The organism is Cellulomonas sp. IC4_254 (assembly GCF_011603975.1).
Lineage (GTDB): Bacteria > Actinomycetota > Actinomycetes > Actinomycetales > Cellulomonadaceae > Cellulomonas.
This window is the reverse complement of sequence record NZ_JAANNB010000107.1, coordinates 1-13,586: the sequence shown is the minus strand read 5'-3', so window position 1 is coordinate 13,586 and position 13,586 is coordinate 1. Positions and strand designations below refer to the sequence as shown.

The following is a 13,586-nucleotide window of genomic DNA, read 5'->3' as shown; positions in this document are numbered from 1 at the left end:
CTCCGCCGCCCCGCCGTGCTCGCGGTCGTCGCGGCGCTGCTCGCGCCCCTGCTGCTGGTCACCGGGGCGCCCGCCGCGTTCGCCGCCGACCCGGTGCTCACCGTCACGGGCTTCACGGTGACGTCCGGCGCGACCGCGCAGGCGGCGCCGCCGGCCGACCCGGAGTTCGGGTTCGATGCCGCCTACACCGCGAGCCCCGCGGCCGGCACCGTCAGCAGCACGCTGGGCTACCGGTGCGCGGGCGACGAGTCGTCCTGCGAGCACGCGACGATGGACGTGGTGCTCGACGCGCTCCGGCTGACGCAGGCGCTGGACGTGTCGGGCCTCGGCGCCACCGTCGAGTACTGGGCCGACGCCGTGGGCGGGACGACGACCACCGACGCGACCGCGGCAGCGGCCTTCTCCGTGCGGTTCACCGCGCGGACCTCGGACGGCCTCACCGGGCTGCAGTCGGGCGTCAGCGGGGACCTGCGCCTGTCGACCCGCCTCGTCGCCCCCGCGGCGGGCGGCACCCAGACCGGGACGATCACCGCGACCCCGACGGCGACGGGCGGCGCCGGCACGAAGGGCCGGATCCGCGTCACCGGGGAGTTCCCGGTGAACCTCGCCACCAGCACCCAGGTCACCTGGGCCCGGGAGGGCTGGCTCTCGGGCGTCGAGGACGGCGCGGACACCCCGACGAACAGCGCGACCGTCGTCGGCGCGCTCACCGGCGACCCCGCGGACAGCCTCACGCTCACCTGGGGCGGCACCGACCCGGCGGCGGCTCCCGCGGCCGGCACGGTGGGCATGCTCACCGACCTCACCGGCCTGGCGATCGCCTCCTGGCCCGCCGGTGCGGCGACCGCGACCGTGACCGGGTGGACCTGGTCCGGGTCGGGCATGCCCGCGCCGGTGGCGGTCGGCACCGTCACCGGGGCGGACGCCGAGGCCGACCTGCTGGCCGGCCTCGACGCGGGCACGCGTTCCCGGCTCACCGGCCTGCGAGTCGTGTTCGCCGCGGCGGCCGGCGGCCTCGTCGCGTCCGGCTCGCCCGCCACGCTCCGGGTCGACGTGCGTGAGCACCTCAGCCAGGACGCGACTCCCGTCACCCGGACCGGCGCCAAGGCCGACTACGTGACCGCGGGCGCGGCGTCGTTCTCCGCCGCCGCCGACATGAACACGCTCACGGTGACCGGCACCGCGACCACCCGCGCCGCGCGCGGCGCGGCGACGTCCGCCGCCGTCGCCGACACCCGGGGGCTGCGGATCTACGACCCGCGCGCGTACGCCGGCTCGGCGACCGCGCTCACCGGGCTCAGCACGCCGGTGTACGGCGGCGGCTTCGTCCGCGGCACCGCGGCGGGCACCAACTGGTCGCGCCGCGCCGTGGAGGCGCTCGTCGTCGAGGTCCCGGCCACCGCCGCGCAGGTCGCCGCGACGAACGCGGCGCTCGACCCCGACCTCCCGGCCCTGGCCAACCCGTTCGGCGCGGGCCTGTCGTTCGCGGGCTTCGGCGCCGCGCGCGGCACCGGCGCCGGCCGCACCGACAGCGCGGACGGCTCCGGCGTCGTCGTCCAGGGGCTGACCGGCCCCGCCCGGCTGGAGCTGACGGTCCTGGTCGGCACCGTCGAGCACACCGTGGACCTCGACGCCGCGGCGCCCGCCGTGCCGACCGACCCGGCCGCGTTCGGCCTCGGGTCGTGGTCCGAGGTCACCGGGTTCCGCGCCACCGTGCACGGCACCGGTGCCGCGGTGCCGATGGGCGCCTCCGTCACGCTGCCCTACCTCGCCCGCACCGCGACCGCGAGCACCGCCGCGACCTACGCGGTGCACACCGTCGCGACCACCCGGCTCGGAACCGACACCTCGGCCGTGACCCCGCGCACCCAGGCGAGCGGCAACCGCCCGGTCACCGCCGCCACCGTGTCCGTCGCGGTGCCGACCGTCGACGTCGCCGGCACCAAGTACGTCGCCGAGCCGTACGTCACCCGCAGCGCGGGCGCGACCGTGAACGCCGTGCTCGAGGCGACGGCGCGCCCGCTGAGCGGGGGGAGCGGGCACCTGCCCGACACGCTGACCCTCGAGGACAGCGCCGCCGCGCGCACCGCGCAGTCCGGCGGCATCGCCGGCACCGCGTGGTGGACCGCGTTCGCCCCGACCTCGGTCGAGACCACCGTGCCCGCGGGCGGGTCCGCGCGGCTGCAGTACTACACGGCCGACGACCCGCAGTGGGTCGACTTCACCGGCGGGACGACGACCGACCTGGGCGACACCGCCACCTGGCGCGGTGTCCGGGTCGTGGTCACCCGTCCCGGCGGCGGCACGTTCGCGAACAACGACCGTGCGCGCGTCCGGATCACCTTCGCGCTCCGGGACGGCGTCTCCGCCGGCACCTGGGCCGACGGCGCCGACCGGACCAACGTCGCGCAGATCACCTCGTCCGCCGCCATCGAGGGCTTCGTCGTGACCAGCCCGGTCCGGCGCGTCTCGGACACGGTGCAGATGCTCGGCGGCACCGGCGGTGCGGGCTACCCGGCGCTGGTGAAGACGATGGACAACCGCGACCGCACCGAGGGCAACGGCGACGCGACGACCGCGACGCTGACCTGGGGCACCGGCGGCCAGGACCTGTCGACCGCGACCGTCACCGACGCGAACGGCGTCACCGGCGCCCAGCAGGACCCGGCGACCGGTCCCGCGCACAGCTTCTACGACACCTTCGACCTCGCCGGAGTCCAGCCGATCACCTCCGGCCCCACCGCCTCGGGCGTGTACGACCCCTACCTGGTCTTCGACCGGGTCACCGACGTGCGGGTGTTCGACGTGGTGGACGACCGCTGGGAGTCGCTGGCGACCCGCGTGTGGACCGGCTCGGCCTGGACCGACCGCACGAACCCGGCCGCCGCCCGCTCGGACGTCGCGTTCGGCGGGGCCGCCGCGCAGGGCGCGTTCCCGTACGCGGGGTCGTTCCCGGGCATGTCCGTGCAGTCGTCGACGCTGCGCGCGCGGATCGGCGGCGTGCAGCTCGTGTACGCCGCGCGGCCCGACTCCGAGCGCCAGGCGCTCGCCGCCTCGGACTGGCGGCGCGGGCTGCTCGGCACGCTGACCACCGGCGCGGTCGCGTCGACGGACGCGCCGGCGCGCAAGGCCGCGCTCACGTTCGCGCTGCGGGACACCTCGCGCGCCACGGGCGAGCCGGTCAACGACGCGTACACCTACACGGGCTCCGCGCCGGGCGCGGTCGAGAACTCCGGCGCCGTGACCGGCACCGCGCTGTCCGGCGGCGCGCTCGTCGACCTCGGCGGACCGGTCAACCCGGTCGGCGAGCGCACGGTGACCGTGCAGCCCGCCTCGCTCGGTGCGACCGCCACCAAGACCTGGCTCCGCGACGCGAACGGCAGCCCGCTGACCGGCAGCAGCAACCTGCACGACCTCGCCCTGCCGGTGGACCCGTCGACGGCGCCGGACTCCGCGTGGCCGACCGCGACGCTCACGGCCACCGCCGCCAGCGCGTCCGGCACCCGCGTCGACCAGCTCGTGCTGACCGAGCCGCGGGGCATCGACACCGCCACGTCGCTCGACGAGGACGCGCCGTTCGCGGCGTTCGCCGTCACGGACGTCCGCGAGCTCACCGACGCGAGCGGCCTGCCGGGCGCGACCGCGGTCGAGGTGGTCGTGTACGAGCGGGCGGCGGACAACACCCTGACGCACCGCACCGTCCCGCGGGCCGAGCTGCTCGACGCGGACGAGGCCGCCCTGGCCGACGTCGTCGGCCTCCAGGTGCGCTACACGGGCCGGATCGCCTGGACCAACCAGGCGCGCCTGGTGCTCGGCACCCGGCTGCTCGCGCACGACCGGGTCACCGGCGAGGTCCCCGAGGCGAGCGCGATCTCCGGGCAGGGCGAGGAGGTCACGGTCGCCAACGTCGCCGAGGCCACCGTCACCGACGCCCGCGTCTGCGCGGCCGAGACGCGGGGCATGTCCCGCACGCCCACGTGCGCGCCGGGGACGGCGTCCGGCACCGCCCGCGACGCCGTGACGCTGCGCGGCGCCCAGCTCGAGGCGTTCCCGACCGTGACCGTCTCGCCGGTCGACGTGCAGCGCGACGCCGCGACGCCGGCGATCACCAGCACGCTGTCCGTGCAGAACTTCGGCCTCACCCCGGCCGACCAGCTGCTGCTCACCGACGCGGACCCGCGGTACTTCAACGCGGTGGACCTGCGGACGGTGGCGGTGCAGTCCGTGCCGTCCGGCGTCGAGCGCGCCGAGCTCGAGGTCCTCGTCGCGGGCCCCGACCTCGAGATCGCGGCCGACGGGACCTACACGGGGACGCAGGCCTGGCAGGCGTGGGCCGCGGTGCAGCCGACCGGGACGTTCGACCTCGCCGTCCTCGCCCCGCTGCACGGCGCGCGGGCGGCCGACGTCGTCGGCGTCCGGCTGCGGTTCCTCGACACCGACGGCTCGACGATCCCCGCCCCCGGGCAGGGCTACGGCCGCGCCGTGCTCACCGGCACGCTGCGCGAGGAGCTGCGCACCGGCGGCCTGCCCAGCGCCGTCGGCGCCGACGGCTGGCGCTACCAGGGCCGGGCCGAGCTCACCGCGAACCCGGGCGAGACCGCCCGCGGGACGATCAGCAACTCGGTGACCGCCCAGGCGCTGCGCGCCGACCTCGGCTCCCAGGCGCAGTCCGCCGGCCCCGTCGGCACCACCGTGCACGCCGGCGCCGCGACCCTCCAGGTGCAGAAGACGGAGCTGGACGCGGCGTCCCGGGCCCCGGGCGACTTCGTCCGGTACCGGATCGCGGTCGCCAACACCGCGAGCGGCGCGAACGCCGCCGACCTGACCGGCCTGGTGGTCACCGACCGCCTGCCCGAGGACGGCTCGCTCGTCCACGGCACCGCCCCCGAGGGCCAGGCGCCGGTGGTCGTGCAGGCCGCCGGCGGCGGCGCCAGCCCGCTCGGCGACCCGACGGTCACCGCGGCGGACGGCGTGCTGACGCTGACGTTCCCGGCCGACAGCCGGCTCGCCCCCGGCGCCGCCGTCGAGGTGCTGCTCTGGGTGCGGATCGCCACCGACCTGTCGACCACCTCGATCGTCAACACGGCCACCGCCGCCTCCGCGTCCCGCCCGGTGCAGGCCGCGCCGACCGGCAACGACGGGGGCACCGCCTGCACGCCCGGCAGCTACGACGCGGCGACCGCGGCCTGCCTGGCGCGCGCCGCGGCGGTCACCATCGGCGGCGCGAACGTCTACGTCTCCGAGGAGTGGGTCCGCGACGCCGCCGGCACGCAGGGCGCCGTCCGCACGACCGCGCCGCGCCCCGGCCAGGCGGCCGACTGCGCCCCGCGCGGGACCGGCGCGGGCGACCGCGACTGGTACCGGTTCCCGTGCTCGGTCGTCACCACGGCCGGCTCGACGACCCAGTGGCAGGTGCAGGTGACCAGCCGCGCGACCATCTCGACCGACCGGCTCGAGATGATCTCGATGCTCCCCACCACCGGTGACTACCCGGCGATGGACGGCACCGCCTCCGGCAGCCGCGGCAGCCAGTGGCGGCCGGTCTGGGACGGCGTCGTGCCCGGCCTGGTGACCGGGGCGGGGCTGCCGTCCGGGGCGACCGTCGCGGTGTACACGACCACGGCGGACTACCGGCAGGGCGGTCTCGCGCCCAGCGGCGCGTTCGACCCGGTGCCCTCGACCTGGAGCAGCACCCCGCTGACCCCGGGCCAGCGGGTGCCGGCGGCCCAGGCGGCGCGCGTGACCGGCTTCAAGCTGGTCGTGAGCTTCACCTCGGCCGACCGGTTCTCCTCCGGCGAGTCCGTCCGGGTGCAGTGGGCCATGCGCACGCCGCTGTCCGGCGCGCCCGCCGCGGCCGACACGTGGGGGTCGTTCGCGTTCCGCGTCCCGTCCGACGCCGCCGCCGGGCGTCCGGCGGACGTCACCTCCGTGCCGCTGAAGGCAGGCGCCCGGTTCGCCCTCGCGGCGGCCGGGTCCGACCCGCTGGTCGCCGTCGGCGACCGGGTCTGGCTCGACGCCGACCGGGACGGCCGGCAGTCGGAGGACGTCGCGGCCGAGCCCGGCGTGCCGGGCGTGACCGTCGACGTGCTCGACGTCGCCGGCGGCACCGCGACCTACGTCGCCTCCGCCGTCACCGACGCGGACGGCGACTGGCTGGTCGACGGCCTGCCCGCCGGGACCTACGACCTCGCGTACACGCTGCCGGACGCGCTCGCCGCGCAGTACCGGTACACCCGGGTCGGCGTGGGCTCCGACGACACCGTCGACTCCGACGCCGTCGTGGACCCGGACGCGCCCGCCTCGGCCGTGGACGCGGGCGTCGTGCTCGGCGCCGGCGGCGCCGAGACCACCGCGGTCGGCTCGATGCCGCAGGCGTGGCAGGACGCGCACCCGGACCTCGTCGCGACCCAGGTGGACGTCTCGCACGACGCCGGTCTGCAGTGGCGGCCGCTCGCCGTCGGCGACCGCGTCTGGTTCGACGCGGACCGCGACGGCCGCCAGGGCGCGGGCGAGGCCGCCGTCGAGGGCGCCACCGTGCGCCTGCTCGGGGCGGGCGACGCGGTCCTGGCGACCACCGTGACCGGAGCGGACGGGTCGTACGTGTTCGACGCGCTCGACCCGGGCACCTACCGGGTCGAGGTCGAGCTGCCCGATTCCCTGGCGCAGCGGTGGACCTTCACCTCCGCGCTCGTCGGGGACGCCGCCGGCGACTCCGACGTCGTCGCCGCGACCCCGCGCCTCGGCCGGACGGCGGCGTTCACGCTGACCCCCGGCGCGGCGGGCCTCACGGCCGTCTCCGCCCTCGCCGGCGACCCCGCCTGGGCGGGCGCCGACGCGGACGCCGCGGACCCGACCCGGGACGCCGGCCTCGCCGAGCTGCCCGCGCGGGTCGGCGACCGGGTGTGGGTCGACGTCGACGGCGACGGCGTGCAGGACGCCGGCGAGCCCGGCCTGGCCGGCGTGGTGCTCACGCTGGCCGACGCCCAGGGCGACCCGGTCACCGACGCCGCCGGTGCGCCGGTCGGCCCGGTCACCACGGACGCCGACGGGGCGTACGCCTTCACCGGGCTGCTGCCCGGCGCGTACACCGTGACGGTCGACGAGGCCGCCTCCGCGGCCGCGCTCGCGCCGTACCGGCCGACCGTCACGGGCGCCGGCGACGCGGCGACCGACTCCGCGGCGGGCTCCGCCTCGACGGCCGCCCCCCTGGTGGGCGGGCAGGCGGACGACACCCTGGACTTCGGGTTCCGCCCGCTGTGGGCGCTCGGCGACCGGGTGTGGCTCGACTCCGACCGCGACGGGGTCCAGGGCGCCGGCGAGCCGTCGTTCCCGGGCGTCGCCGTCCGGCTGCTCGACGCGACGGACGCGGAGGTCGCCAGCACGGTGACCGACACGGACGGCCGCTGGCGGTTCGACCTGCTGGAGCCCGGCGCGTACCGCGTCGAGCTCGAGCTCTCCGGCCCCGACGCCGCGCGGTACACCTGGACGACCGCGCGGTCCGCCGCCGCCCCGCGCGCCGACGCCGACTCGGACGCCGAGGAGACCGCCCCCGGTGTCGCCCGGACCCCGGTGATCACCGTCGGCGCCGGCACCGCGGGCGTCCGCCCGGCCACTGCGGCGGACGGCCTCACCGCCGCCTACGTGGACGACACCTGGGACACGGGCCTCGTGGAGCGCCCGGTCGCGGTCGGGGACCTCGTCTGGTTCGACGCGGACCTCGACGGCCTGCAGGGGCCGGACGAGGAGGGCGTGCCCGGCGTGGTGGTCGAGCTGCGGACCACCGACGGGCACGCGGTCACCGACGCGTCCGGCGCGCCGGTCGGGCCGGTCACCACGGACGCCGACGGCGCGTACGCCTTCGCCGGCCTGCTGCCGGGGGAGTACGTCGTGCGCCTGGACCGGATCGCCTCCGCCGCGGCGCTGGCCGGCTACGCGCCGACCGTCGCCGGCGCGGGCTCCGACCCGGCGCTCGACTCGGCCACCTGGACCGCGACCTCGCGCGTCCTGGTGGGCGGCGAGTCCGACCCCACGCTGGACTTCGGCCTGGTGCTCGCGGACGACGTGCAGCTCGCGCTGCGCAAGGTCCCGGTCGCCCGCACCGCGGACAGCGTCACCTGGGACGTCACCGTGATGTCCACGGGCACCCAGGACGCCTACGCCGGCTTCACCGTCGTCGACGCGCTGCCCGGCTCGCTGACCTTCCGGTCCGCCTCCGGCACCGGGTTCGACTGCGTCGCCGTCGACCGGGTCGTCACCTGCGACCACGACAGCCCGCTGCCGGCGGGGGAGTCCGCCACCGTGCGGATCGTCACGGGCCTGACCGCGGCCGGGGCGGAGGTCACCAACACGGCGACCGTGTCGGTCGACGGCCGGGGCTACCGGTTCGACGTGCTCGCGGCCGACGACGTGGCGTGGAGCGAGCCGGCCGCGCGCACGGGCGGCGCGACCGGCACGGCACCGGGCGGCGACCTCGCGACCACGGGGTCCGACGCGGCGTGGCCGCTGGTGGCGGCGGGCGCGCTGCTCGCGCTCGGCGCGGCCCTGCTGGCGACCGCGTCGCGAGGGTCCGGGCGCCGGGTGCGCGCGGCGGGGAGCCGGCACCGGGCCTGACGGCCCACCCGGGGGCGCCCGTGGCGCGGGGGAAGAACCCACGCGCCACGGGCGTTGACCCGTCGTGCCCGGCTCCGGCGCGTCCGCTTGACGGCGCCCGACCGCGTTTCCCCGAGCGGGCCCGATGGCGTATGATCGTCCGTTGGGTGTGCGCCCTCGCGCTGTCGCACGTCCCGCCCGAGCCGGCCGCATCCGCGGCCGCGCGCGTGCGGGCCGGTCGCCGGACGCCAGGACCCAGGGCACGTCCACCACGTCCGCACCGGACCCGCCGGCACCGCCGGGGGGAGACGACGGCGTGGACCGGCAGTTCAGGACAAGAGTTAGCGGAGGACATGGCGAAGAAGGACGGTGTCATCGAGATCGAGGGCAGCGTGATCGAGGCTCTCCCCAACGCGATGTTCCGCGTGGAGCTCACCAACGGTCACAAGGTGCTCGCCCACATCTCGGGCAAGATGCGCCAGCACTACATCCGGATCCTCCCCGAGGACCGGGTGGTGGTCGAGCTGAGCCCGTACGACCTGTCCCGCGGGCGCATCGTCTACCGCTACAAGTAACCGACCGAACGAGCATCGCCGTCGGCCTGCGTCCCGCGAGGGACCACGGCGCATCGGCGGCGGAGGAACAGGCCATGAAGGTCAAGCCCAGCGTCAAGAAGATCTGCGACAAGTGCAAGGTGATCCGCCGGCACGGTCGCGTCCAGGTGATCTGCGAGAACCTGCGTCACAAGCAGCGCCAGGGCTGAACGCCCTGCCGCTCGGGACGCACCTGAGCAGCACCGCCGCCGGATCCTGACGGACCGGCACCAGCGCATCGCCGAACCGGCCGCACCCGCACCGCGGGACGCGACCGGTGAACCCCCGGCTCGGAGGCCGGGGCCCGCAGACCCGCGGGAGGACGGTGCGGCAGACCTCCGATCGAAGTCCAAGGAGCCGAAAGGCACATGGCACGTCTTGTCGGCGTCGACCTCCCCCGCGAGAAGCGGCTCGAGATCGCGCTCACCTACATCTACGGCGTCGGCCGTACCCGCGCCCAGCAGACGCTGGCCGCGACCGGCATCAGCCCGGACACCCGCGTCAAGGACCTGGACGACTCCCAGCTCGTCACCCTCCGCGACTACCTCGAGGGCAACTTCAAGCTCGAGGGCGACCTCCGCCGTGAGGTCGCCGCGGACATCCGCCGCAAGGTCGAGATCGGCAGCTACGAGGGCCTGCGTCACCGCCGCGGCCTCCCGGTGCGCGGTCAGCGCACCAAGACCAACGCGCGCACCCGCAAGGGCCCGAAGCGCACCGTCGCCGGCAAGAAGAAGGCCGGCCGGAAGTAACCCGCCCGCGGCCCGCCGGGCCTGTCCTCGGACAGCCGCCCGCGCCGCGACGGGGCACCGACCTCACGACCAGCAGCGAGAGAGAACGAGCAGATGCCTCCGAAGACCCGCAGTTCCGTGCGCAAGCCGCGCCGCAAGGAGAAGAAGAACGTCTCCCACGGCCAGGCGCACATCAAGAGCACCTTCAACAACACGATCATCTCGATCACGGACCCCAGCGGCGCCGTGATCTCCTGGGCGTCGGGCGGCGACGTGGGCTTCAAGGGCTCGCGCAAGTCGACCCCGTACGCCGCGGGCATGGCCGCCGAGGCCGCCGCGCGCAAGGCCGCCGAGCACGGCATGAAGAAGGTCGACGTCTTCGTCAAGGGCCCGGGCTCCGGTCGTGAGACCGCGATCCGCTCCCTGACCGCGGCCGGCCTCGAGGTCGGCTCGATCCAGGACGTGACGCCGCAGGCCCACAACGGCTGCCGTCCGCCGAAGCGCCGCCGCGTCTGACCCGTAGCCGGGCCGCCACGGGCGGGGGAGCGATCCCCTGCCCGTGGCGGTGCCGGCCGGTCGCGCGGGTGGACCGAGACCCGCGCCGCCCAGCGAGTACCTGCGCTGCGTCATATGGCGGACGCACGCTGAGAGGAACCCCGAAGTGCTCATCGCACAGCGCCCCACCCTGACCGAAGAGGTCATCTCGGAGTACCGCTCGCGGTTCTCCATCGAGCCGCTCGAGCCCGGCTTCGGCTACACGCTCGGCAACTCCCTGCGCCGGACCCTGCTGTCGTCCATCCCGGGCGCAGCCGTGACGAGCATCCGGATCGACGGCGTGCTGCACGAGTTCAGCACGGTGCCGGGCGTCAAGGAGGACGTCACCGAGATCATCCTCAACATCAAGAACCTCGTCGTCTCCTCGGAGAACGACGAGCCGGTCGTGATGTACCTGCGCAAGCAGGGTGCGGGTGACGTGACCGCGGCGGACATCGTGCCGCCGGCCGGCGTGGAGGTCCACAACACGGACCTGCACCTCGCCACGCTGAACGAGAAGGGCAAGCTCGAGATCGAGCTGACCGTCGAGCGCGGCCGTGGCTACGTGTCGGCCAACCAGAACAAGTCGTTCGAGGCCGAGATCGGCCGCATCCCGGTCGACTCGATCTACTCGCCGGTGCTCAAGGTGACCTACAAGGTCGAGGCGACCCGTGTCGAGCAGCGCACCGACTTCGACAAGCTCGTCGTCGACGTCGAGACCAAGCCGGCGATCAGCCCGCGCGACGCCCTGGCGTCCGCCGGCAAGACGCTGGTGGAGCTGTTCGGCCTCGCCCGCGAGCTGAACGTCGAGGCCGAGGGCATCGAGATCGGCCCGTCGCCGACCGACGCGGCCCTGGCCGCCGACCTGGCGCTGCCGATCGAGGACCTGCAGCTGACCATCCGGTCGTACAACTGCCTCAAGCGCGAGGGCATCCACACCGTGGGCGAGCTCGTGGCGCGGTCGGAGGCCGACCTGCTCGACATCCGCAACTTCGGTGCGAAGTCGATCACCGAGGTCAAGGAGAAGCTGGCCGAGCTGAACCTGTCCCTCAAGGACAGCCCGCTCGACTTCGACCCCACCGCCGCCGCGTACTACGACGGCGACGAGGGCGACTTCACCGAGGACGAGCAGTACTGATGCCGGGGAGGCGGGCGCGCTGAGCGCGTGACCCGCCGGCCCATCACTGGAACCAAGGAGTAAAGACCATGCCTACGCCCACCAAGGGTCCCCGGCTCGGTGGCGGCCCGGCGCACGAGCGGCTGATCCTGGCCAACCTGGCCACGGCGCTGTTCGAGCACAAGCGCATCACGACGACCGAGGCCAAGGCCAAGCGCCTGCGCCCGCTCGCCGAGCGCCTGGTGACGTTCGCCAAGCGCGGCGACCTGCACGCCCGTCGCCGCGTCCTCACCGTCGTCCGCGACAAGTCGGTCGTCCACGAGCTGTTCGTGGAGATCGCCCCGCAGATGGCCGAGCGCCAGGGTGGCTACACCCGCATCACGAAGATCGGCCCCCGCAAGGGTGACAACGCGCCGATGGCCGTGATCGAGCTCGTGCTCGAGCCCGTCTCGCCGAAGCAGGCCGTCGTCCGCGAGGCCACCAAGGCCGCGCAGAAGGCCGCTCCGAAGGCCGAGGAGACCCCGGCCGAGGAGACCCCCGCCGAGGAGACCACGGAGGCCACCGACGCCCCCGAGGCCGAGGCCGCCGACACCAAGGACGAGGCCGACAAGGCCTGATCCTCCGGTCAGCACCGGGAGGGCCCGGACCGTGCGAGCAGCCGCTCGCGGGGTCCGGGCCCTCTCGCGTACCCGGACCCGGGCCCCGCGCGCACCGGGGCGGTAGCGTCGCGGGCATGACGGTCCCCGTGGTGCTCGTGCACGGGCTGCGCACCTCCCGCACGATGTGGCGCGCCCAGGTCGAGGCGCTGCGGGCGTACGGCGTCGACGCCCGGGCCGTCGACCTCCCCGGGCACGGCGAGCGGCGGGGGGAGCGGTTCACCCTCGACGCGGCCGTCGACGCGGTCGCGGACGGCGTGGACGCCGTGGGGGGACGGGCGCTCGTGGTCGGCCTGTCCCTCGGCGGCTACGTCGGCATCGCGCACGCCGCGCGGCGGCCGGACCAGGTCGCGGGCCTCGTGGCGGCGGCGTGCTCGACCCGGCCCCTCCTCGCGCTGGTGGACGGGTGGGCCGTGCTGGCGCGGGGCATCGCACGGCTCCCGGACGCCGGTGCCGGGCTCAACCAGGGCATGGTCGACCGGGTGCTGCCCGCCTCGGCGGCGCAGGACGTCGCGGCCGGCGGGTTCGCCCTCGACGTCATGGACGACGTGCTCCGGGCGATGCGCGCCGCCACGCCCGTCGAGGACCTCGCGCGCGTCGAGGCGCCCGTGTGGCTCGTCAACGGGCGGTTCGACCACTTCCGGGGTGAGGAGCGCCGGTTCCTGCGCGCGTGCCGGGACGGACGGCTCGTCGTCGTGCCGGGGGCCACGCACCTCGTGTCGCTGACCGCGCCGGTGGGGTTCACGCGCGCGGTGCTCGGCGCGGTCGACGCGGTGTCGGCGCGCGACGCGCGGGTGCCGAGCCCGCCCGGGGCCTGACCCCGCCCCGGCTCAGCCGTCGGCGTCGGGCGGGACCGGGGCGGCCGCCGCACGGGCGAACCGCCCCGCCAGCCGCCCGCAGGCGTCGGCCAGGTCCTGCGGCTCGACCCGGAGCAGCTCGGCGTCGAACCGGGCCACGGCCGCGGCCAGCGCGACCCAGGACCAGGACCCGAGCGTCACCCGGCAGCGGCCGTCGCCCGCGTCCTCGACGAGCCCGTCCCGCACGAACGGCGCGACGTCCCGGGCGTCGGCGGCCAGCAGGACCGTGCCGCGGCACGGCCACCCGCCGTCCGGCGTGGTCGCGCCGCGGAACCGCGCGGCCACGAACGCCGCCACGTCCCCGCCCGGCACCGCGCGCGGGGCGAACCGCGCCCCGCCCGGCGCACGCGGCCGGATGCGGTCGACGCGGAGCACGCGCCAGTCCGCGCGGTCCAGGTCCCACGCCACGAGGTACCAGCGCCCGCCGCGGGAGACGAGGTGGTGCGGCTCGGCACGCCGGACGGGGCCGTCGTCCGCCGGGGCGCCGCCCGGCGCGCTCTACCCGCCCGACC

The 13,586-nt window shown here is 76.2% G+C and carries 8 protein-coding genes and 1 pseudogene; 8 read left to right on the top strand and 1 reads right to left on the bottom strand.

The features are described from left to right. The first annotated feature begins 15 nt into the window (after positions 1-15). From G6556_RS20240 to G6556_RS11615, 8 genes are all read left to right on the top strand, one after another. Positions 16-8,610 carry an SdrD B-like domain-containing protein gene (locus G6556_RS20240; RefSeq protein ID WP_205693361.1) on the top strand — a complete coding sequence of 2,865 codons (8,595 nt, stop codon included), beginning with the start codon at positions 16-18 and terminating at the stop codon, positions 8,608-8,610. A gap of 332 nt (positions 8,611-8,942) precedes the next feature. After that, complete coding sequence (infA, locus tag G6556_RS11645) at positions 8,943-9,164, top strand: translation initiation factor IF-1 (RefSeq protein WP_146838576.1); 222 nt, start codon at positions 8,943-8,945, stop codon at positions 9,162-9,164. A gap of 74 nt (positions 9,165-9,238) precedes the next feature. After that, positions 9,239-9,352 carry a 50S ribosomal protein L36 gene (gene rpmJ / locus G6556_RS11640; RefSeq protein ID WP_013117849.1) on the top strand — a complete coding sequence of 38 codons (114 nt, stop codon included), beginning with the start codon at positions 9,239-9,241 and terminating at the stop codon, positions 9,350-9,352. Positions 9,353-9,550: 198 nt separating this feature from the next. Continuing rightward, complete coding sequence (rpsM, locus tag G6556_RS11635; RefSeq protein WP_147794342.1) at positions 9,551-9,931, top strand: 30S ribosomal protein S13; 381 nt, start codon at positions 9,551-9,553, stop codon at positions 9,929-9,931. Between the two features lie 93 nt (positions 9,932-10,024). Then, the gene (gene rpsK, locus G6556_RS11630; RefSeq protein ID WP_147794341.1) at positions 10,025-10,426 is read left to right on the top strand and encodes a 30S ribosomal protein S11; all 402 of its coding nucleotides are present in this window, start codon (positions 10,025-10,027) and stop codon (positions 10,424-10,426) included. A gap of 145 nt (positions 10,427-10,571) precedes the next feature. Next, complete coding sequence (locus G6556_RS11625) at positions 10,572-11,582, top strand: DNA-directed RNA polymerase subunit alpha (protein ID WP_147794340.1); 1,011 nt, start codon at positions 10,572-10,574, stop codon at positions 11,580-11,582. Positions 11,583-11,650: 68 nt separating this feature from the next. Next, complete coding sequence (gene rplQ, locus G6556_RS11620; protein ID WP_166941460.1) at positions 11,651-12,178, top strand: 50S ribosomal protein L17; 528 nt, start codon at positions 11,651-11,653, stop codon at positions 12,176-12,178. Positions 12,179-12,294: 116 nt separating this feature from the next. Continuing rightward, positions 12,295-13,035, top strand: coding sequence for an alpha/beta hydrolase (locus G6556_RS11615; protein WP_166941458.1), 741 nt, complete (start codon positions 12,295-12,297; stop codon positions 13,033-13,035). A gap of 12 nt (positions 13,036-13,047) precedes the next feature. Here G6556_RS11615 and G6556_RS11610 read toward each other — a convergent pair. Then, positions 13,048-13,539 (bottom strand): annotated as a pseudogene (locus G6556_RS11610) (WYL domain-containing protein); the annotation flags it as partial. Positions 13,540-13,586: the final 47 nt, after the last annotated feature.

What these genes read in the sequence shown, in the direction of transcription:
- infA (WP_146838576.1), top strand. Translation starts at nt 8,943, where the DNA reads ATGGCGAAGAAGGACGGTGTCATCGAGATCGAGGGCAGCGTGATCGAG.
- rpmJ (WP_013117849.1), top strand. Translation starts at nt 9,239, where the DNA reads ATGAAGGTCAAGCCCAGCGTCAAGAAGATCTGCGACAAGTGCAAGGTG.
- rpsM (WP_147794342.1), top strand. Translation starts at nt 9,551, where the DNA reads ATGGCACGTCTTGTCGGCGTCGACCTCCCCCGCGAGAAGCGGCTCGAG.
- rpsK (WP_147794341.1), top strand. Translation starts at nt 10,025, where the DNA reads ATGCCTCCGAAGACCCGCAGTTCCGTGCGCAAGCCGCGCCGCAAGGAG.
- rplQ (WP_166941460.1), top strand. Translation starts at nt 11,651, where the DNA reads ATGCCTACGCCCACCAAGGGTCCCCGGCTCGGTGGCGGCCCGGCGCAC.
- G6556_RS11615 (WP_166941458.1), top strand. Translation starts at nt 12,295, where the DNA reads ATGACGGTCCCCGTGGTGCTCGTGCACGGGCTGCGCACCTCCCGCACG.